We start from the raw sequence: 21806 nt of genomic DNA, 5'->3' as shown, positions 1-21806 counted from the left end.
GGGGCACACGTTCTCCATCTCAACAGAAAATTGAGAGGCATGGTCGGACGTTTGGATTTTATTGCTGGCTGGCGTTGCTTGTGACCGCGGCGTACCAGTGAGGGTCGATATAATCCAATCGGGTTCTTGGCAAAAGGTCCCTTGGAAATTTCGTGCCGAGAAGGTTGATGCTTAAAGCAAGTGGCGAGGGCGCTGCAACCAGTAGCGAGAGTGGATGGCACGATGGCTGGAGACCGTCCGGTAGCCATACACTCTTTCCTCCGACAGTCTCCTGGAAACGGCGGGTACGCTTCAAGGCGGCCCCGAGAGCAGCCTTGAACAATTCGATGTAGATCATTTGGCGGTGCCCCCCGAAACAGGCAAGGTCGGGAAGTATACACAGCGCCATAAACGTTAGTAGAAGGTTGGGGACGATGCGACCCGCTCTCAAGTTGGCAACCAGTTCGTCACGTTGCAGTGTCAGCGAAAAGTTCATATGGGAGTTCTGAAGCCTGCCATCAGCTACCTTAGCCGGATGACGTCTACCCTCTGAGATAATCCAGAATAGTTCAGTCGAGCTCGGAAGGAGTTGTGGAAAGCGCGCGCGATGGGTTTCAAGTTCTTCCAGAAGACATTCACGAAGGTTTTGATCCAGAACGCACGCTGATAGCACACTGCCCACCGTGAGATGACGGGCGACCAATCCTGCCGTTTGGTTGTCGGCGAGCGATAACAGCCCCGGCTGTCCGCCCGCGGTTTCTGTGCCGCAGAGAATGTCGTTAGCTTGCTGAATAGCCTCTTCCGGAGAGGTTGTCTGCACGCTCGCGATTCTCGCCGCCATGTCTCTCACTTCACCGTGCGGGGAACCCAGGAGGCTATTGAATCTCCAAATTCCGTGTCTCGCGCAAACAGCGGTGCTATCCCTAATCTGCCGTGGAACGCCAAAGACATTATGTCGCGTTCCTTTAAACTCCATCCATCCTGGCCCAACGCCATTCTTGGATTGGAGTGAAACCGTGCTGCATTCATATGTCAATGCGAATGGGCTAGCTCGCTTCGCGGCGGCCCTGATGGCAAGGCACCGGGACACGAAAGTGGGAAGAGAGACGAAAAGGGAACAATGGGGACCGGTAAAAATCGCAGGGCATACCAGAAGACCCCCCAAAATCTCTCTTACTGGCGCCAACGTCCGTTGCGCAATGATTTCCGCAAGTAGATCGCGAGAGTGGAGTGCGCTTGCTGACAACGTTGGACTCTGAGCGATATTCTCATTCAGAAAATCGTCAATCGATATGTCCGGTTCGTCAAAGACGTCTAGAAAATATTGTTGTGAACCCATAGACAGGATTTGCCTGAGGGCGCTCCGATAGCCATTTGTGTTAATTTCGTTCGGCGACGTCATCGGCAAGCTCCATCCATGCTTTGCGGAATAGCCGACAAACTGATGCCAGTTGTTGATCCGTCAATCCGATAGGGCTAAGGCAAATGATACGCTTGGCTCGAATGTAGTGGACACCGATCGGTGCCGGGCCGTTTAGCAGTCGATTGGTCAAAGTCTTGAAAAACTCGTGGCCGAGGCCGCTCGTATCTTCGACAGCTATCATCGGTATTTTTTCGATTAGTATCTCCGGCAATATCGATACGGCGGCACCGCGCAGCTGTCCGAGCTCACTGACACCGGCCTCACAGCGTTGCCGATATTCCGCCTGGAATGTACTGGACGGCTTGGCGAGAAATTTGACAATCGCTGCCGCCAGACCCAACATTTGACCGCGGTCCAGCTTTACGGCGCGCAGCGGGCCGTCGCTTGGAAAGGACATAAGATGCGCAAACTCGACAAACGATTGATCACCAAGGAGTAGTCCCGACGCCTGAGGCCCTCCGAACACCTTCCCCCCGGAAAGGAGAACGGCATGGCATCCCGTGCCAAGGATTTCCGACAGCCGTTCACGAGACGGGAAGATCGCTGCACAATCTGCAATGACGGGGATATTATGATCGTCCGCGAGTTTCACCAGTTCCGCCAGGCTCAAATCTGCCGGCGGAAGCCTTGGGCTTATCACCACCGCCAAGGCAACGGTTCGCTCATTAAATGCGTCCGTCAGTTCTTCACTTGAACAGCCGACGATATTGCCGACCTCATGAAGCACGCACCCCGCCTGCTGAAACAAATAGGCATAGTGACCGAAATCGCCGCGCCGGATAATTACCTCCGGCGTGGAGTCTATCTTGTTCATCTTCTTTGCTACTTCGAGCGCGAGGAGTATGCCGGCACTCGTCCCACCCGTGAGGGCACCACTCCCAGCCCCTAACTGCGCAGCGCAATAGGCGCCGGCGCGGCGATTGAGATCGGCCAGATCAAAACACCACTTCTGCGCTTCACCAACGATAGAGGCTATGTCATGAGATAAGGCGGGACCAGATAGGTTCGACTTCGGCGCGGATGCATTTATGATGGGCGTGACGCCAAGTTCCGCCATAAGGCTCGCTAGCTTATCGTCTGGCCCCAACCCGTCTGACTGAGAAAATATGCGGGCATGTTCATTGTGAATCAGCATCATCTTCTCCTGAAAAATACTGAATATCCCGGATCATCGCGGATATTTGCATTGGGTCGGCGTTCAGCCCGGCCATCCGCATTTCTCTGTCTAGAAACGGTCGGGAAAAGCTCATCAAACCTGGATCAACTATGCGGATGGCCCCATCGTCTGCTCTTCGCGGAACGCAAAGCCCCTTGCAATAACGGCTCGGGCAAAAGGGGACGTCCAGACGACCCTCTGCGAAAAGATTGGCTATGGTACCGTTTGAATCGCCATGTTCGAACGTCATTGAAACGAGCGACTTAACCTCGCAATAAATCTGTTGGGCTTCTTCATCGATTTTGCCGTTGTCTGGTAGGAACCCATCAAAAATCGAGGAAAAGAAAATCCTTGAAAAGTTGATCGCCCTTGCGTTTGCGTCGGCGCTCGGTATCCCAAGTGCCTCAACCTGCGTCTTCACGACAACCTTTGTCGCCTTGCCAAGGCGCGCGGTGACGGACCCCTGTGCAATGAGGGCCAAAGCCTTGGTCGGGTCACGCGGAAAAACACCCATGAAATGATGCAGGATTGGAAAGACAGTCTTGCCCGGACATAAGGATGTCGCGAGGAGCTCGATCGCCCGCAAGCCCGCGATATCCTGATATGGGCAGCCGCTTTGAGATATTGCGATTCCCACTTTGTTTGCCCCCTTGCTGAACGCCTTCATTGCTTCGATGAACGTAACGCTGAGCGAGATGACCGGATGTACAAGCGTACCAGAAAGGCTGCCAAAAAATTCTCTATCGATATTGATTCCGTCTTCGGCGAGTTCTCCACAGACCTCATCGACGATGTCCCAGGCGCGAAGGGATCGTTCGAGAGGGAAGTCCTTTGAATAGGGCAGAGTGTAGGAAAGGGGCCCGCCTTCAAACCCATCCGCGCCGCCTTCAAGAGAGGTTGAGAAAAGACGCCGCGGATCCGGTGACCCGTGGCGGATTTGTATCGGAGCCTCGATGGCCAATACCATTTCGCGAAGTCTCTCCGCTCCGTGAGCCACCAACGGATACCCATTGAGCATTGCAGGGTTTGTGCGGGCCAGTTCATGGGCTTTGTCGAATGCGCCGAGTCTCGTATAGGAATCTATAGTAATGGTCGCAACATCCGGATTCGCATCCTCGGATAACTTCTTCAGTAGAGCCAATTGTTGCTCATGCGAGCCGACACCGCACCTTGGTTGAAGCAAAATGCGACCACTTGCTCTTGCCTTTTCCATCGTGGAGGCAACGGATCGAGATTGCCGTGAACGCAAAAAGTCTCGAGCCTGTTTGGAAACGGACATGGTTTCATGTTCAAAACTGTCCACGGCGCCGCTCTCTCCATGCGAGGCGAAGACTAATAAGCCTCCCAATTAATTGTGGAATGTCGTCGAGGATTTCGTCTAGTCCCAGGGCCGCGAGCGCTTCCGGCGTGTAGTCCATCATTCTCGCGCGCCGTCCGACCTCAAGGTATCCGCCGAAGAAAATCCTGCAACCCAACTGATAGTCGCGCCGGATCGATCCGAAATCGCGGAGATCGGTACCGCCGTGGCCGTTGATGCTCCCTATCGCGATGGCAATGATATCGTTGTTCGCCTGATAGGCCTCGGCTATGTCTCGAGCAGACGTGCATACCCCCAAATTGACAACGCGAAAGCCTTCTGTCGCCAATGCCAATTCCAGAACCCTGTTGCCGACCACGTGGACGTCGCTTTCCGTCACGGCGATAATGACTCCGGCAGGCTCAATTTCTTGGCTCATAAGTCGTTCTCCCGGAACAAGGCGACGTTGTCGCGCAGGCATCGAGCGAGTTCGTTTTGACGTTCGCGATCGTAAAAGATGGACGTATGGGTGCCATCTATCTGGAAAATCGAGCATCCGCCGGCGGCGACTTCGCGCCACAGCTGCGCTTGGCCAAGGTTTTCCGAGTGTTTGGCTTCCAGATACACGATCGAAAGATCCGAGGGTGGTGGCGTATAATTGGCGACTGACTTGCATTGCGAATAATGGAAGAGAAAAAGCTTTCGTAGGTCATTGTTGGAGATATTATCGAGGTGGCCTGTCGGCCGGTGGATAGATATATAGCGCCGCACGGTGCCGAGCTGATCTGCAAGGCAGGAGCCCAGGAATTGTCGAAAAATCTCACCGTGCATGACGCTCTGCCGATCAAGACCAAAATACACGGTAAAGAATAAATCCCACACCCAGTCTATGTGTGTTTGAGCTTCTGGACCGACCAGGCGTCGATCCCCCTCAAAATGTGAATCTATGATGACGATATCTTTCGGCACAAGACCGAGAGCCGACAAACGGATCGAGACCTCATAGGCGAGCTTTCCGCCCATCGAGTAACCCAAGATTCCAAATCCACCTGAAGAGACATCGTCGAATTTCAAGATACGGTCGAGCGCTGAAGCGGCCTGCTCTTCAAGCGTGGGAGGGGCTGGGACATCCAGAAAAACTCCCAAGCTTGAAAGGCCGACAAAACTTACCTTGCGACCCAGTTCCGGTACCAAATGGCGATAGATCGAGGGGCTGCCGTGTACGGGAGCGAGGCAAAAGACCGGTGGGTTTCCGGATCCACCGATCGATATGGGGGCGTATCTATCTATCATGGGTCTCCACTCATCGGTCGCTGTGTCTGACACGGATCTCCCTCTAATTCCCGGCTTCAATGTTGCGCGCGAGCAAGCGAGGGGTTGGATTTGCAAATATGTTTTCAAGGGGCAGGCTACAGCCTTCGCGTTCGTTGATCGCCAGAACAAGGTAGGTTGCCAAAAGTGAGTGGCCGCCAAGTTCAAAAAACGAGGCGTTTGGATCAACGGTAGCTGTCCCAAGGATCTCAGCGAAGGTCCTGCAAATATCCGCCTCCAGTCGCGTCTGCGGCGCTTCTGTGGTAGCGGTCGCCCGGTGCGGCTTGGGGAGCGCTCCTTTGTCCAGCTTGCCGTGCCTGTTTACGGGAAAAGAGCTGATAAAAGTGATGCTTGCTGGAAGCAAATAGGCGGGAAGTTCTTGCCGAAGTTTCTCCTTGACGACATCGCTTGTAAGCGCGCTGCCCTCGTTGAGGACGACATAGCTATGGAGTTGATAGCCTAAGCGGTCATCGAGAACCGACACGGTGACGGCATCATCAATTCCATCTATTCCCGTGAGAATTCGCGATACCTGGGTTGGCTCTACTCGAATGCCTCTAATCTTGATCTGCTCGTCCGAACGGCCGAGTATGTATAGATTTTCATCCTCGGCTATATGGCCGATATCACCGGTTCTGTAAGCCGGCCATCCATTTAGCGACTTCAAGTGCTGATCATCAATACAGGGGAGCGGCGTGCTATAGTCAGCACAAACGCCGCGACCGACGATCCATACTTCACCATCCTGTGAGACCTCGCATACCTCACCTGACTCAGCGTCTATTATGAGGATACTCGTGTCACGATTGGGGGTTCCGACCGGCAATCGATCAAGCAATTTATCGCCAGCGGGCACGATCCAGGCGGTGGATGTCATCGTGCATTCTGACGGACCGTAATGATTGATGAGAACGGCATTCGGGAAAAGCCGGCGGCCGACGTCTGCGATTCGCTGGTCGAACACCTCGCCTCCAACACACAGAAGCCTTAGTGCCGGAAGCGCTTCAATTCGATTGCTGGATGCTGCTACGGCGATGACCTTGAGAATACTCGGCGTCATCGACAAAACTGCTGTTATGCCCTTTTCCTGCAGCACTCTGACATAGCCATCAGCATCGAATCCCTTGCCTCGCTGAATGAGGTAGAGCGTGCTTCCGGTAAGGAGCGCGCAGAATATCTCCCGAATAGAAGCATCGAAGGACAGCGACGCGGTGGTAATGAGCGACGAACGCAGCGGGAGTTCATAGCGCTCTATGATGCCGCCGAGATAACCCATCATCGATTGCTCGGATATCCTTATCGATTTTGGCCGTCCAGTCGAACCCGAAGTATAGGTCTGGTAGCATATACGTGATGTCGCGAGTACTTCCCAGGAGCGCGATACCGGGTTTGGATTTGGCTCAATTAGCTCGGAAAGATAGACAGAGGGACAGGGAAGACTGCCGAATGGCTGATGGTGATCGAGGACCACAATTTTAGCTTGGCCGTCTGTAAGAATTTCAATTGCTCGACTATCGGGAAGTGTTCGATCAATTGGCACATAGACGGCGTTGATTTTAAAGATTGCGACAATGGTCGCGATGAGCGCGCCGGATTCACCGGTCCAGACACCAACCGCCTGATTGGCGACAATTCCACGGCTGGCGAGGTTTATTGCGATGACGGTCGAAAGCTCGTCGAGTGCCCTGTATGTCAGAGTGGTATCGCCGGATTCAACCGCGACTTCGTTCGCGTATGTCGCGGCGATTTCAGTGAATTCATCAACGAAGCGTCGGGGTTCCGGTCCAGGTGCGCCGGCCAGAGCCGCGAATTTAGGGCTGATCATCAAACTGATTCCTGAGAACGAACGTTCAATGACCAAAGCTCGTCCTTGATTGTGGGAGGCTGCAGCCAACCCGGAAGCGCACCGCGCTCCGGGCTCAAAAATTTCCCTTGCATGAATATCAATATCCATACGGGTCAATTTCCAAAGCAGCACATTCTTTAGGTTGTGTTTTATATTAAGACTACCATTGCATGTGTCTCGCCAAGATGCAATAGCGAAATGGAATTATCTCTAAACGTGTATTCCGACTGGCCTTGGCGATGGCATTCGTCGGAGGGGAAGATCGTTCCCTGGCAGTAATTGCCCCAACCGCACGTGTTCCCTTCGATGAAGACTGATGCTGCGAGACAGAGAGGCGGTGAAACCGACATCCAAGTGGACGCTGCTGGATAGGCCGTAAACACGTAAAAGAGGTAATTGAAACTTTACGCATTTATTAGTTGTAATCTCGATGACTCGATGCTAACTATCTCGACAACCATAGAGGCTAAGAAATTTATACCACCACCAAAAAGTGCACTTCGATTGCGGAGTGGTGGGGGGACTGGCGGCCGCGAATGCGTCGGCAATGCCTTGAATTTGTTGGATATCACCAAAGTGAGGAGGCAAAACCCAATGAGTGTCGGTATTAGCATGGTCGTCAAGAATGAGATGAAAAATATCGATCGATGCCTCTCGAGCATCCGCGTTGCCGTGGATGAAATCATTATCGTTGATACCGGCTCAACCGACGGCACCGACGAATATCTTCGAAGCCAATTGGGGGCGAAAGTCGTCAATGTGGCTCCTCCAGCTGAGGATCCACACGTCATTACTGAGGCGCGCAATTTGAGTTTGGCCAACAATCCCTGTGACTGGGTGTTGGTCCTTGATGCAGATGAGCAGATCTCGACAAGTGCAATTGGAAAAATCAAAGCACTAATGCGAGGTGACGATCAGGCCTACTTTCTGACCTGGCGGAACGCGCGCAATGGTACATTTTTTGACGACTATAAGTTCGCTATGTTTAGGCGAGACCTCGGACTTCATTACGAAGGAATGGTTCATTGTAATCCGACACGATCGGCAAGACGACTTGGTATTAATGCCACCCTAGTGCCGGATGTAGTAATCAATCATTCCCTTGATGGCACCAACGGCTTTCGCTCAGCCCGCTCCGAGAGGCTGGAGCGACATAGTCGTCACGATCCCACTTGGTGGCGATATCAATGGTTTCTTGGGTATACATATTTCAAGGCAGGTGACTTTGAGCGTGCGGTGCCATTGCTAAGAGATACCTGCAATTCGCTCTCTCGGGATTTTCCAGTTGAATGTCTAAATGCACACATAGTGCTAACGGATTTGAACGCGCGGAAGGGAATGCACGACAAGTGCGCTCGCATCATGAGGCAGGCCGCGTCTTTCTATGATGAGATGAAAAATGATTTCGAGGTAAAGGCCAATCTACAGATGGGTACATGGATCACGAATGCCGCTGAACTAATCGATCAGAATCGCCTGGAAGAGGTAAAGAGCTATGAATTTGCCTACTAGAAAGCGCAGAGCTTCGTCGCAACTAACGAAGAATGTATTCGGGTCATCAGATCCGCTGTTCCGTAAGGAGCCGGGTGAGTATATGACAGCGGAAGAACAGGCATACTGGCGGGACAAATACGAGGACGAAGCGAAAAGGCTCTATAGAGGGCATTTTCGTCAAACGACTGAGATTTCACTGGCTCTTCGCAGGAAATATGACAAGCCAATCTTCGGCGATGTATATGTCTTCGATATACTACTAAAGTTGGCGGAATGTATTGATCCGACAGATACAGAGCTATACTGTGTCGATCAATTGGTACATACGCTTCAAGTGGCCGAGGGCATGGAAAGAGATGGAGTTGATGACGAGACATTGATCTTATCTGCTCTGATACACGATTTGGGTAAGGTTACCGAGTTGGTCGGAGAAAATCCGGAGTTTATCAACGGCCCGAATGAACCTATCGGCAAGAACAGGCCGGGGGTAGGTCTCGACAACATAGTAACAACATGGAATCATGATGAATTCGCTTATCAGAAACTCAAGGATCATGTTCCCGACCATGTCGCTTGGTTGACCAGATTCCATAGCCTGCGATTTGATATGTCTCGCGAATTTATGGATGACCGAGACAGGCTCTATTATGAAAAGTATCTCGGGATATTTCGCAAACATGATCTGGGTACTAAATCAATCTACAATCTTCCGAAGAAGCGCCTCAAAGACTACGGATCGCTGATACGGCGGTATTTTCCCAACAAGATTCCGATCTGACAGACGCACGGTCTACGTCGATGTTTCGCATATTCAGGGTGCGGCACACTCAGCGCCGCCAGACCATCCCAAGCGATCGAGGTACGCCATGTGCGGTATAACGGGATTTGCCGCCGCTGCGGGTATCCGAAAGGCTGGCGAGAAGATATTGGCGATGGCTCAGACCCTTAACCACCGTGGGCCTGACCACCTCGCCACATGGACTGAGTTGGAAACGCATTCCGTGGCTTTGGGGCATACCAGACTTTCCGTGATGGATCCGAAGAGCCGGTCGCATCAACCAATGACTTCCAGCAACGGTCGATTTGTCATTACCTTTAACGGTGAGATCTACAATCATTTGCAGTTTCGTTCATTGCTGGCGTCCGAAGGCGTGCGATTTTCTACCACTTCCGACACTGAGGCTCTCGTTGAAGCGATCAACGCGTGGGGCATAGAACGAACGCTCGTCGTTCTAGAGGGAATGTTCGCCTTTGCCGCATGGGATGTCGTCGACCGAAAGCTTTGGCTATGTCGGGATAGATTCGGAATCAAGCCGTGCTATTGGATGTGGCATGACAACGCACTCGTCTTCGGATCGCAAATAAAGTCGCTCTTGGAGTGGTCAGGACAACCGTTGCAGCTCGACCAAGATTCGGTGGCATCTTTGGTCGATCGCGGATTTATCATGTCACCACGATCCATCTTTTTGAGGATCAAGCAGCTTGAACCAGGTCAGGTCCTTTCACTGAAAATTGGTGAGGAGCCGAATTTGCAGTTTTTCTGGAGCCTTCGAAGTGCAAAGCAGCAGCAAGCGAAAGGGCGCGCCTATAGACCCGAAGTCCAACTGCGGCGGGAGCTTGATGAGATCTTAAACGATACCATTAAGCAGTATATGCAAGCTGATGTGCCCACTGGGTGCTTCTTGTCGGGGGGCTTCGATTCGTCATTGGTGGCTGCGATAGCGTGCCGTCATTCGGCTCGACCCATCAAAACTTTCGCCGTCGGCTTTGCCGAGAGGCAGTGGGACGAGAGTTGGAAGGCAAGGCGCGTCGCCAAGTATCTTGGGTCGGACCATCATGAGATCATTCTTGACGCACAGGGTGCATTGGAAATCGTCGAGGACATTCCAAAATACTATGACGAGCCCTTTGCAGATTTTTCGCAGCTTCCCACATTGGCCGTCTCGCGCCTGGCACGCGAACAAGTGACCGTCAGCTTGTCGGGAGACGGAGGGGACGAGCTATTCGGCGGATATGATCGATATGGCTGGTGCCAACAGTTTTGGGAATTGCTATCCAGTTTGGAGCCAGACCTACGCGAAAAAGCCCTTAAATTCCTGGAATGCAACCGCGTAAGCATCCGATCATCCGCAGCTCAGATGAATCATACGCTATTCGAGGTCTCCAAGCATCTTCCTTTTGGATACCCCGTCGCGACGTTCAGGGATCTCTATAGCCGAGTAACTACGACTGGCCCCGGGTCATTATTCGACGGCGACGGAATTCGTTTTCAGGGCGATGATTTATTTTGGAATGATTCAGACGAATTTCTAACGCTGACCGATCGCATGCAGCTGCAGGATATGCGGCGGTACATGGGGGATGGAATTCTCACGAAGGTCGACAGAGCCAGCATGAGTGTCGGTCTTGAGGTCAGGGTGCCACTGCTATCTGAGCAGGTGGTTGATTACGCCTTTGGTCTTCCCGAATGGGCGAAGTATGCCGGGCAGAGTCAAAGAGATCTCCAGAAGACGCTTTCATACGACTACATACCCCGACAGCTTCTCGACTATCCTAAAATGGGATTTGGGTTCCCCATCGATGAATGGTTGAGGACATCGTTGAGGGAGTGGGCGGAAGATCTAATCTCTGTTCAAAGCCTGGAAAATGTCCCGTATCTCAAATCGCAGTCCGTAAGAGCGCTATGGTTGGCGCACTCCTCAAGGCATTCCGACGAACATTGGAGATTGTGGCCGGTTCTCATGTATGTCCAATGGTACAGACATTGGAGCCACTTCGTTGCACATTGAGGGTAATTTGCCAGAATTGCCGGCAGAAGGCTCGAGTGTTTCGGGGCAATCCTTTCGCTCAGTGCTCTTCGTGTGCCTGGGCAACATATGCAGATCACCGCTTGCCGAAGGCATATTCAAAGTTACTTGCCAAGCGATGCAAAAAAACAGCCAGGTGCGGGTTGAATCTGCGGGAACGAGCGGGCGTCACCAGGGCGAATGTGCGGATCTGCGTGCCCGCACCTTCGCTCTTAAATTTGGTCTAGACATTTCCAATCACCGCTCGCGGCAGATTTCACCCGCAGACTTCACTCGCTTCGATCTGATTCTGTGCATGGACCATAGAAATTTGGACGCAGTTAAAAAAAGGAAGCCCGTCGAATCGACTGCGAGAATTGAGCTGGTTTACAAGCTCGTCTTCAATCAAGATATTTCAATACCTGATCCTTACGAGGGCGAGGAATCGGATTTTCGGCGCGTTTACTTCATGCTTCTTTCCGCGTGCCAGGAATTGGCGGGAGAGCGCTTCTTTCCAGGGAGATAGCTTAGGTTTCGAACCATATTTCATGGGAACATCATGCGTAGACATGCGACATGTCTTCATCAGGTGAGCCAAACAAGCGCGATGCATCCAGTTGACCCGGTAGCCGTAGTTTCAATCATCTGCATAGGCGGCTGATGTTGGCGTTGGGATTTGCGTGTTAAAGGGGATGATGTGGCCCATGGGCGGGTCGCAGGGTGTCCGACGAAACGAACGTGGCGTGTCGCTCCGTCGGACGCTGCAGTTGCCAGATCGGGGGTGGCGTCCAATCCGGTGGTAATTATACTAGCGACTACCTTGGGTTTATGCAGCCGCCCAAACGGGTAGTCTGTACGATTGCTCGGCCTAAACTGGTGGTGTCGATTCCCCGCAATTTCCCCCTGTTTGCATTTCGAAGTTATCGTCGATCCTAATCTGCACCTCGACGCGATCAAGGTGAAGGCGCGGGATTTTAGGTAAGATATTTACGCAGTATACATGCTCAAAGTTTAAGCGATCAAAAAAGGCTCAACAAACGATTGAAAGGCAGGACAGTGGCAGGGGTGTCCAGTAGATTTGGATTTAGATTTGAAGACTTGGTTGCAGAGCTCTTCAAGATTTTGGGATACGGTGTCGAGCGCGAGGCTTCAGTGCCGGGTAATGACATTCGGACTGCCGATATTATAGCCCGAAAAGACACTGAGATTGTCAAAGCGATCGAAGTGAAGTGGACGCATCGGTCGGATGTTTACCTACGGGTTCTTAGGCAATGGGCGCCCGATGTGGCGCGCCTTAAGACCGAAGATGTCCAAGCACTGCTGGTCGCTTCCGGCAATATAGATCAGAGTCGACGCGACTGGGCGGAGAACGAATTCGGTATCAAAATTTGGGATCGAGCTGACATTTTGGAGGCTGCGCATGGCACCCCCCTGCAGATGTTGCTCGAACGCTTGTTCGAAGAAGCAGAGCACTGGCCATTCGCACTGTCGGAAGGCAATGGTGTAATCGCTGCTGCGAACAGCGTTGAAGCCACCCAAGACGAAGGGGGGGCGGACGACTTGCCAAAACAAGTCCGGGGCGAGCTGCTGATAGAGCGGCTTGATGACATTCAAAAGGGCGATGACGGCGCAAAGGATTATGAAAATCTGTGCGAGGAAATTGTCGACTATCTCTTCGGCGATGCTCTTGCGGACCCGCGCAAGCAAGCCCGCTTGGACGATAAGCTAAGTATCCTAGACATCGTCTACAGAGTGAAATCGCATAGTCCGTTTTGGTCAGCGCTGACGCGTGATTTTCGAGCACGTGTTATCGTTTTCGAATGCAAAAACTATGATGGCCCGATTGGACCAATGCAGGTTTTCACCACCGAACGTTATATGAGCGTGGTAGCACTTCGGCCGATCTGTTTCGTGCTTAGCCGCACAACGGCACACAAGCACGCGAAGATCGCTGCACAGGGCGCAATGCGTGAAACTGGCAAGCTACTTATCTTTCTCGATGATGAAATCATAAAGAAAATGCTGCGCTTACGCGACGCTCAAATTCTCGGTGGCGAAGATCCCGTGGCTTGGTCGAACAACGAGCCGACCGAAGTTCTCGACCAAGAGATCTATGATTTTCTCGCGACAATGCCTCGGTAATTGGTGCATTTAAGTCACCAACTGCCGGCCATGTTCAATCCACGCCGACCAATTAGAGGCAAGGTTTGACATCTGGAGGATGGGATGAATTTTTCCATTGGGTCGCTGACACCGGATCGGCGTGGCCTGCCGAAGGCGCCCAGGCCGCGCACTATCGCTAATCCCTTATGCCAGTCTCGGCATAAGGGATTATTTCAACGGGGGCAAGATCAGGATCAACGACGGTGCGCGGCCGCCTTTTTCGAAAGTTCAGTGGCTTAGGAAGCCTTATCGGCATAGCCTACGGCTCGGTATAAGATCCCAACCTCCATCTTGATGCAATCAAGGTGAAAACACGGGATTTCAGATAGTTGGCGACGGAGTGGTCGTAGGTTCATATCCCTCACATCAACGGATCCGATTTTGTTGACTGTGGGTCGTGATCTTTAAAAGTGGCGTCGCAGCCAAGTGCGGACGACGGCTTTGCGCCCTCAAATCGGTCGTTCATGCGGTTCCCGAACCGTCCTAAAGCCGTCGTTCGCACGCGCCGAGGCACCGTAACGTTAACCGAGCAGCGAACAAAATGTGGGATCTGGCGGTATGACCAGATTTCCCCGTGATCCTCTTTATCGCCGTCACCGATTTCCAGCGGACGTAATCGCCCATGCGGTGTGGCTCTATTTTCGGTTTCCGCTCAGTCTGCGAATGGTCGAGGATATGCTGGCAGTGCGTGGCATCATCGTCTCTCACCAGACCGTGAGGTTCTGGGCGGAGAAGTTCGGCCGGCATTTCGCCAATGATATCCGCAGGCGTTCGGCCGGCAAGCTCGGCGACAAATGGCACCTCGATGAGGTTGTCATCACGAGCGCCGGCAAGAAACACTGGCTTTGGCGCGCCGTCGATCAGGATGGGTTCGTCCTTGATGTTCTGGTCCAGAGCCGCCGCAATACCAAGGCTGCAAAGCGTTTGATGAGAAAGCTCCTGAAGGGACAAGGCCGTTCGCCACGTCTGATGATCACCGACAAGCTTCGATCATACGGTGCGGCGAAGCGGGAGAACATGCCCGGCGTCGAACATCGCTCGCACAAAGGCCTGAACAATCGGGCGGAGAACTCCCATCAGCCTCTCCGAAGGCGTGAGAAGATCATGAAACGCTTCAAGTCAGCGAGGCACCTTCAACGCTTTGTCTCCATCCACGACCCGATCGCCAACCTCTTTCACATTCCCCGTCACGATATTCCATCCAACCACCATCGTGAACTGCGAGCCGCAGCCTTGGAAGCATGGTGCCAAATCGCACGCCTTCACGCCGCCTGAACCAAAGCCGTATTCCCAATTCTTGTCTTCGCGGCGCTAAGTTTACAGTGCCCTTCGAAGACCCACACGCACACCTACGACGAAGATACGGTCGGCTCCTCGATTTCCGCGTCCGGCAATATCACTGTCAACGCCGGTGGCGAGGCTGTGGTCTCGGGTTCGGAAATAGCAGCGGGCAATGGTCTCAGCCTTTCCGGCTCAACCGTCACCGTCATGGGGGCCGAGGAAGAACACGAGAGCGATAAGCAGACAAAGAAGTCGGGCATCGGCGTCGGTTCCGGCGGTGGGTTCATCTCGATCTATGGCAGCCATGACAAGACGATCAGCGAAAGTTCGAGCGACAATATCGGCTCGACGCTTTCTGCCGCCAACGGCAACATTACGCTCAATGCCACCAAGGGCGATCTCAACATCATTGGGTCCTCGATCTCGGCGACAAACGGTGATGTCACGGGCAAGGCAACCGGCGATATCAACATCCTGCCAGGCCATGAGAGCGACGACACCTCGAAGAGCGACAAGCGCTCCGGCTTCGGTATCCAGGTCTCGACCAACGGTGGCGGTGCCTCGATCGGCATCGGGGTAGGGCGCTTCACCGATCAGGTCAATCAAAGCGCCGACACCAATGCGGTGTCGACGATCAAGGCGGGTGGAGACATCAACCTGACCGCCGGCAACACCTTCAACGACCAGGCCGGTCAGATCACCGCAGGCGGTGGCGTCACCATCTTCGGGCAGAACGGCGTCAACATTCTCTCCGGCAATGACATTACCAATTTTGATGAGGTCGCCACCAGCTTCTTTGCTGGCGTCAGTGTCGGTGTTTCCTCAAGCTTCGTCGGCGCTGGCCAGAGTATAGAGAACCTCGCCTCCAAACTCGGCAAAGTCACGGACGGCTATTCGGCGGCCAATGTCGCCTTTGCCGGCATGCAGGCCTACGATGCGCTCTCCAGCCTCAAGAATGGCATCAATGCTGGCAATCTCGCTTCGGTCTCTTTGACCGCCGGCTTCAGCTATTCCAAGAACGAGACCTCGGTTTCGACCTCGACACCAGTGCTGCCGACGATCTCGGGCAGCTCGGTTGATATCTCGACAAATGGAGACTTCACCAGCCGAGGCCTACAAATCTCCGCAACTGCCAATCCGGACCATGCCGACGATCCGATGAACGGCAGCGTGCTGATCTCCGCGAACAATATCGACATGGCCGGTGCCCAGGCGACATCCAATGCTTCGTCCAGCAGCCAGTCTGCGGGCGCCAGCATCGGCGTGTCGGTCGGCGTCGGTATGGGCGGGGCCACCGGCATCACGCCGACGGCCAGTGTCTCGGCCGGCCAATCGAAGTCTTCTAGTTCGTCGACGACACAGGTGATCTCGACCGTAAGCGCCACGGACAACATCACCTTCATCTCGAAGGGCGACACGACCCTCAACAACACCGTCTTTTCCGCCGACACGATCAACGGCAAGGTTGGCGGCAATCTCAATATCGTCTCGACGCCGAATACCGGCAGCCAGTCAAACAGTTCGTCCTCGCTCGGCTTCTCGTTTACCGGGCCGACGGTCGGCAGCACTGCCGGACAGGATCTGCTGACAGCCGGCAATGTCGGTACGGCACTTGGAGGGCTGACGCTCGGCGGTGTGCAGCCGGGCTTCGGCTCAGGCAAGGGCTCGACCAACTGGATCGATACGCCTGCCGGCCTCTACTCCACGGGCGATCAGAATATCACCGTCGGCGGCAACACCAATCTTGCCGCATCCGGCCTGATCTCGACTGACGGCCAGGTCAATCTCGACACCGGCACGCTGACCTGGTCCGATTTCGTCGGCACGCAGAAATATCAGGGCTATGAGGTCAATGCCAACATCGACCTTTATTCCGGCGCGGACGCCAACGGCAAGACGCGGAACAATTCGAGCGCCAGCGGCAAATACCAGCTCGATGACGTCGAGCAGTCCGTCAAGGCGACGATCTCGAGCGGTGGCGCGGCCGGCAATATTACCGTTCGCAATCCCGACCAACAGGCTTCGCTCGAGCAGCGCGGTCAGACCCGGCCGGTGACTGAGATCAACACCGATCCCACCAAGCAGAACGTGATCACCAAAGACAAGCATATCGATCTCGAGCCTTACGTCTCGGTACAAAGCCTCAGCGCAGCTGTTAGCGCCGGCAAGACCGTCCTGCAGGCGATTGGTGACGCACTCGACAAGATGGTCGCCGATCGACAGATGTCGTCGGGTGACGGCCAGACGGCGCGCAACATCCTGTTAAACCTCAAGGACCCTCAGCTACGCGCGGCGTTGATCAGCTGCGCGCAGCAAGGCGCCGGCACCGCTTGCTCGGGTGTCGACGCAGCATACGGCGCAGTTTCGTCCGATCTTGCACAAAAGATTCTTGGCATTGTCGGCCCCGGATCCAAGCTCATTGTTACCAGTGAGGAAGACAAGGTCCTTGTCATTCAGATGGGGCAGGCAGCGGGCGAGGAGGAGGAATCCGAAAGTGAGGCAGACCGCATTCTGCAAATGTACGGACCAATTGGAAAGGGGATACAAGGCTCTCTCGCGGACGACGTAGGTCCTTACGGCAACCTCAAGGGCGGCCCAACAATTCGGCCAACACCGCGCCAGTCGGAACTTGATGTTGGTGATGATCTAGGAGAGGGCTATACGCCACAGGTTAGCTATATCAATGGTCAGCAAGTTCCTTACGGAACGTCCGGTAGCGTTCGGCCGGACTTCATCGCCGACGATGGCAGCGCTGCGTTTGAAGTGAAGAACTTCAATATCACAACAAATTCGGATGGCCTTATCAACAATGTTGCAAAGCAGGCAGTTCAACGTTCGGTCAACCTACCCCAGGGGATGCAGCAGCAGCTCGTCATCGATACCCGTGGTCAAACCGTAACGCCGGAACAGGAGCTTGCAATTAGACAGGCTATAGTTGAAAGAACGAATGGTATAATCAGTCCAAACGCAATTAGGTTTAAAACGAAATGAGAACGATTGGCTTAGCAGGCGGAAGCTCTATACGGGAGCTCGGCCCGATATCGGATGTCTCTTTGTTCTTTGATTGTTTGAGGATTCATGTCGAGGCCGCCCATCCAGAGCAAGATTGGGCGTTGTTGACGGATCGCTTGTATCGCCGTTATCTTCGTCTTGAGGATTTGGATCAAGCCAGCGCGCTTATGAAGCAAGTTCAATCGATCTTTGCAGCAGTGCCGACAGCATCTGGAATAGCGTGGGATCCCGACCTTGTTGGCAATCGAGAAAAGACTTTCTTAAATCCGAAGCTACCGACTTTAGCGGATCTATTCGAGAAATATTTCGAACACTTCACATACTGCGTTCAATCATCGCGATTGAACTACGAGGCATTCAAGAATTACCCAAACTACTCATACGAGCCCGTTCGCATCGTGATCGCAGATCTACCGGGCCTCGCTCGCGATCAAAATAAGCCGCTGGCGGAGTATGATACGCTGGAAGGTAAGCCGTTTTGGCTTCGTTGAGGCGACGATGAGTTACGATCTTATTGTGTATCTACGTGACATTGAAATGCCGACACCCTCAGCGTGGCAAACGCGCATAGCCCAAGCGTCATTTTCATTTCCAATCGAGCTTTCCCAAGATTTCGATCCTCGCGCAATGACTGGCTTTCTCCCGGTTAAAGTGGACGGATTCACAGCTGGCTTTGAGTATTATTATACCTCGGCCTCACAGGAAGAGTTAGCTGAAGTCGGTGAGAATGGGAAAGCGGATCAATCAGTCCTTTTTTGCGCGCTTCGTAATCAGTTCAGGGAGTTGATCGCCGCCTTTGCTGCAGCCGGCACGCTTGCGTCCTTAACAGGCGGTTTGCTTGTTGATCCACAATCAGGTGAGAAAGTTCATAGTGACAATGCAATATCTTGGGCTCGCTCGGGTATCGATAGGCTGGAGCGGGCGAATAGGGTATAGTGGCCTAGCAGGATGTCCGCTTGCCATGCTTCAATCCTTCCGATGTAGCGATGCTGGACGCACAGCGACGCGCTGTTCCAGCACAAAATCGGGTCCCTGGTCGTGAATCATATCGGACAGGCGACGCCACCCTCCGCCCACTTTGTGCGACCTTTGCCTTCCCGACGCTTGAAGCAAATCAAAAAGATGCTAGTCCACCTGCGCTGGCGGAATGACCTCCGTATCCTCCGCCATAAGCATGCGCCCATCTTGTGCCCGCAGCTCCAGCCGCCGTACCGGCAGATGTTTTGCCTTGTCGACCAGCATCACGTGCGGCTCATTAGGCCCGAAAAAGAAATCCTCGCCCCATTGGCGAAGCGCGACCAAGAGGGGAAACAGGCCGCGCCCCTTCTGTGTCAGCACATATTCCTGATAGGGACTGCCATCGGAGGCGGGCACGGTGTCGAGAATGCCGTGGGCGACGAGACTGCGCAGCCGGGCGGACAGGATGTTCTTGGCAAGGCCGAGACTCTTCTGAAATTCGCCGAACCGGCGTAGCCCATCGAAGGCGTCACGGATGATCAGCAGCGACCACCAGTCGCCGATCGCATCCAGCGGCCGCGCGACCCCGCACAAGGAACCCTTGTGGCTTATTCTCTTAGCCATCCGATCCTTCCTTAATTGCTTTCGCATCTCTGGCGATGCCGTTTCGAGAGCGCAAACGGGCATCCTGGGCATCCGTTCCATATAACGGTTGCAAACTAAAACCACAAGAGATATCTATCTTGTGGTTTTAAACTGCAACCACAATAGGAGAGCAGCGTGATTCCCTCTGACGCAACCTTCGCCGGCACATTCCCCTTCGCTCCGCATTTCACCGATGCTCCGGGTTTTCGCATGCATTACGTGGACGAGGGACCACGCGGCGGCGAGGTTATCCTCTGCCTGCATGGAGAGCCGACCTGGGGCTATCTCTTTCGCCATCTGATCTCGACGCTGAACCAGACGCACCGCGTCGTTGTTCCCGACCACATGGGTTTTGGCAAAAGCGAGACGCCTGAAGGACGCAGCTATTGGCTGCAGGACCACATCGCCAATCTGGAGACCTTCGTGCTCGCGCTCGGTCTCACCGACATCACACTCGTCATGCACGATTTCGGCGGCCCGGTCGGCATGGGCTTTGCGGCTCGTCATCCACACCGCATCCGCCGCATCATCTCGGCAAACGGCCCGACACCGTTTGGTCAGCCGGATCTTGGCGATCAGGTGATGGCAAACGCCGCCTTGTCCCCATGGTTTCAATGGATCATCAAGGCCGAGGCCTACGGCACGCTGGAGCCGGTACTCAACAATCTCGGCTATAACATCCTCAGCACGCTCAAGCTCAACGGCTTCGAAAACAATACCGTCATCACCGACTCCTGGCTCAATGCCTATATTGCCCCCTTTGCCACGGCGGCCGAGTGTCTTGGCGCACTTGGCTGGGCCAAGGGCTTTGCGACCGGCTCCCACCAATTCGAGATACCCGATCCGGCCGCCGAGCGCATCATCCGTGGCAAACCAGCTCTCGCCATATGGGGCGAAGCGGACAGAACACTGCATGCGGAGCATTTCCTGCCGCTCTTCTCCGCGCTGTTCCCGTCAGCACCCATCGAGCGTCTCCCAGGCGTTGGCCATTACTGCTTCGAAGATGCGCCGGAGATGATCTCGCGCCTGATTGCGGATTTCGTGCAGCGGACCTGAGACCTAGGTCAAGCTATCCGGAGGCAAAACATCGCCAAATCGAACGCTCAGCCCGTTTCGCGCGGGCTTTGAGGCTCGCGCGCATAAGCAAGGACGATCTGATGCATCGTCAAACGCGCTATTGTTCAACTTCAAATGCGCACGACGACCTTTCCGCCCGCCTCATTTGTTTCCATTAGCACGTGTGCTGCCTGAATATCTTCAAGATCAAATACATGGATAGGTTTTGCCTGGTAGACCCCTCGGGCAGCTATCGGCTGTTGAGAAAGCGATCGTCAACGCAAAACGGACGCTCATCCAGGATCATCTTGATCATTGTCTCGAGGAGACCGTGGGGCCACTTTCGCGGGACAAGCGGCAGTCGATCGGCGAATTCAAAACCATTACGAAATATCTCTGACGGTATGACCTCACAGATATCTCGTACATAGCTGCAGGACTGAATACAATTATGGGTGGCAGTCCCTGTGCAGCAAAAACACGCACGCAAACAGAGATTTGAACGTAGCCATTAATTGTTGCATGATCGCTTTGATCTTTCAGATCGCCGAGGCAAGCCGTGTCTCGCTGTAAAGCCTTCGCAATTTCCCGGCGATGGGTCCCGGTTTACCGTCGCCGATGACGACATCATCGATCTTGATCACTGAAGTTGCGAAATTGGTGGCGGAGGTGATGAAGGCTTCCGCAGCCTCCTGGGCTTCCTCGACAGAGAATGGACGTTCCTCGACGGTCATTCCGGCACCACGAGCGAGATCGATAATGCTTGCCCGAGTGATTCCGTGCAGCAGTGCATTGGACAGGCCGCGCGTCACCAGGGTGCCATCCGCCTTCACGATATGGGCGGTCGCTGCGCTGCCTTCGGTGATGAACCCGTCCTCAACGAGCCATGCATCGTCTGCACCGCGCCTTATGGCTTCCATTTTCGCCATCGACGGATAGAGCAACTGGACTGTCTTGATGTCCCGGCGCTCCCAGCGCCAGTCCGGTACGGTGGCGATCGACAGGCCGGTTTGGCTGCGAGGATTGTTCAGCACCGGCTTCGCCTGGGTAAACAGCACCAGCGTCGGCTCTGCCTTCACCGGATATGCAAAATCACGATCGTCGGCGCCGCGGCTGATCTGCAGGTAGATCAGGCCCTCGTCCAGATGGTTGCGGAGGACGATGTCCCGGTGGACGTCGAGCAGCGCCTCTTCGGAAAGCGGGCAGGCAATGCCGAGTTCCGACAGCGACCGCTGTAGTCGAGCCGCGTGCCCATAGTAATCTATCAGTTTACCGCCGATCACCGCCGTCACTTCATAGATTGCATCGGCGAACAGGAAGCCACGGTCAAAAACGGAAACTTTCGCTTCGGTTTCGGGAAGCCAGGCGCCATTCAGATAAACTGTGCGGGTCAATAGGTT

Annotated in this window: 18 protein-coding genes and 1 pseudogene; 11 read left to right on the top strand and 8 right to left on the bottom strand. The window is 54.0% G+C overall.

The genetic code is table 11. From position 1 onward, the window contains the following. Positions 1–58: 58 nt before the first annotated feature. From AB8B29_RS32935 to AB8B29_RS32910, 6 genes are all read right to left on the bottom strand, one after another. Positions 59–820 carry a hypothetical protein gene (locus tag AB8B29_RS32935; RefSeq protein WP_162740631.1) on the bottom strand — a complete coding sequence of 254 codons (762 nt, stop codon included), beginning with the start codon at positions 818–820 and terminating at the stop codon, positions 59–61. 538 nt (positions 821–1358) lie between these two features. Beyond that, positions 1359–2540, bottom strand: a complete 1182-nt coding sequence (locus AB8B29_RS32930) for a hypothetical protein (RefSeq protein WP_113119037.1) — start codon at positions 2538–2540, stop codon at positions 1359–1361. Beyond that, on the bottom strand, positions 2521–3861 hold the full coding sequence (locus AB8B29_RS32925; protein WP_162740629.1) for a methylaspartate mutase: 1341 nt from the start codon (positions 3859–3861) through the stop codon (positions 2521–2523). Before AB8B29_RS32925 ends, AB8B29_RS32930 begins: the two co-directional genes overlap by 20 nt. Continuing rightward, positions 3848–4294 (bottom strand): cobalamin-dependent protein, encoded by a 447-nt coding sequence (locus AB8B29_RS32920; protein WP_162740628.1) that lies wholly within the window; start codon positions 4292–4294, stop codon positions 3848–3850. Before AB8B29_RS32920 ends, AB8B29_RS32925 begins: the two co-directional genes overlap by 14 nt. Then, positions 4291–5148, bottom strand: coding sequence for a thioesterase domain-containing protein (locus AB8B29_RS32915; RefSeq protein WP_113119035.1), 858 nt, complete (start codon positions 5146–5148; stop codon positions 4291–4293). Before AB8B29_RS32915 ends, AB8B29_RS32920 begins: the two co-directional genes overlap by 4 nt. Before the next feature lie 43 nt (positions 5149–5191). Continuing rightward, positions 5192–7120: a non-ribosomal peptide synthetase gene (locus AB8B29_RS32910; RefSeq protein ID WP_113119034.1), complete on the bottom strand. Its 1929-nt coding sequence runs from the start codon at positions 7118–7120 to the stop codon at positions 5192–5194. A gap of 486 nt (positions 7121–7606) precedes the next feature. Between AB8B29_RS32910 and AB8B29_RS32905 the strand changes: the two genes are divergently transcribed. The 9 genes from AB8B29_RS32905 (at position 7607) to AB8B29_RS32865 (ending at position 18684) form a co-directional block, all read left to right on the top strand. Continuing rightward, positions 7607–8524, top strand: coding sequence for a glycosyltransferase (locus tag AB8B29_RS32905; protein ID WP_162740627.1), 918 nt, complete (start codon positions 7607–7609; stop codon positions 8522–8524). Between the two features lie 82 nt (positions 8525–8606). Next, complete coding sequence (locus tag AB8B29_RS32900; protein ID WP_162740626.1) at positions 8607–9284, top strand: inositol oxygenase family protein; 678 nt, start codon at positions 8607–8609, stop codon at positions 9282–9284. Between the two features lie 88 nt (positions 9285–9372). Further along, on the top strand, positions 9373–11295 hold the full coding sequence (asnB, locus tag AB8B29_RS32895; RefSeq protein WP_113119031.1) for an asparagine synthase (glutamine-hydrolyzing): 1923 nt from the start codon (positions 9373–9375) through the stop codon (positions 11293–11295). Beyond that, positions 11285–11818 carry a low molecular weight protein-tyrosine-phosphatase gene (locus tag AB8B29_RS32890; protein ID WP_162740625.1) on the top strand — a complete coding sequence of 178 codons (534 nt, stop codon included), beginning with the start codon at positions 11285–11287 and terminating at the stop codon, positions 11816–11818. Before asnB ends, AB8B29_RS32890 begins: the two co-directional genes overlap by 11 nt. A 530-nt stretch (positions 11819–12348) precedes the next feature. Continuing rightward, the gene (locus AB8B29_RS32885; protein WP_439007011.1) at positions 12349–13434 is read left to right on the top strand and encodes a restriction endonuclease; all 1086 of its coding nucleotides are present in this window, start codon (positions 12349–12351) and stop codon (positions 13432–13434) included. Positions 13435–14013: 579 nt separating this feature from the next. After that, positions 14014–14730 (top strand): IS6 family transposase, encoded by a 717-nt coding sequence (locus AB8B29_RS32880; RefSeq protein ID WP_113119028.1) that lies wholly within the window; start codon positions 14014–14016, stop codon positions 14728–14730. 18 nt (positions 14731–14748) lie between these two features. Further along, positions 14749–17727, top strand: a complete 2979-nt coding sequence (locus AB8B29_RS32875; RefSeq protein ID WP_439007142.1) for a hemagglutinin repeat-containing protein — start codon at positions 14749–14751, stop codon at positions 17725–17727. Beyond that, positions 17724–18239, top strand: a complete 516-nt coding sequence (locus tag AB8B29_RS32870; RefSeq protein WP_037197900.1) for a hypothetical protein — start codon at positions 17724–17726, stop codon at positions 18237–18239. The genes AB8B29_RS32875 and AB8B29_RS32870 overlap by 4 nt, the downstream gene beginning before the upstream one ends. 7 nt (positions 18240–18246) lie before the next feature. Continuing rightward, positions 18247–18684, top strand: coding sequence for a hypothetical protein (locus tag AB8B29_RS32865; RefSeq protein ID WP_092577065.1), 438 nt, complete (start codon positions 18247–18249; stop codon positions 18682–18684). 189 nt (positions 18685–18873) lie between these two features. Here AB8B29_RS32865 and AB8B29_RS32860 read toward each other — a convergent pair whose 3' ends face one another. Continuing rightward, positions 18874–19329 carry a winged helix-turn-helix transcriptional regulator gene (locus AB8B29_RS32860; protein WP_092577068.1) on the bottom strand — a complete coding sequence of 152 codons (456 nt, stop codon included), beginning with the start codon at positions 19327–19329 and terminating at the stop codon, positions 18874–18876. 156 nt (positions 19330–19485) lie between these two features. On the opposite strand from AB8B29_RS32860, the gene AB8B29_RS32855 reads away from it, so the two are divergent. Both AB8B29_RS32855 and AB8B29_RS32850 read left to right on the top strand, forming a co-directional pair. Then, positions 19486–20406, top strand: a complete 921-nt coding sequence (locus AB8B29_RS32855; protein ID WP_439007010.1) for an alpha/beta fold hydrolase — start codon at positions 19486–19488, stop codon at positions 20404–20406. A 247-nt stretch (positions 20407–20653) separates the two neighbouring features. Next, positions 20654–20806, top strand: a pseudogene (locus AB8B29_RS32850) (metal-sensing transcriptional repressor); the annotation flags it as partial. Between the two features lie 139 nt (positions 20807–20945). On the opposite strand, the gene AB8B29_RS32845 reads toward AB8B29_RS32850, so the two are convergent. Next, on the bottom strand, positions 20946–21800 hold the full coding sequence (locus AB8B29_RS32845) for a D-amino-acid transaminase (protein ID WP_037197897.1): 855 nt from the start codon (positions 21798–21800) through the stop codon (positions 20946–20948). Positions 21801–21806: the final 6 nt, after the last annotated feature.

The organism is Rhizobium sp. 11_C7_N12_5 (assembly GCF_051811145.1).
GTDB lineage: Bacteria > Pseudomonadota > Alphaproteobacteria > Rhizobiales > Rhizobiaceae > Rhizobium > Rhizobium lusitanum.
The sequence above is the reverse complement of the archived record's forward strand: the minus strand, read 5'-3'. Positions and strand labels throughout refer to the sequence as shown.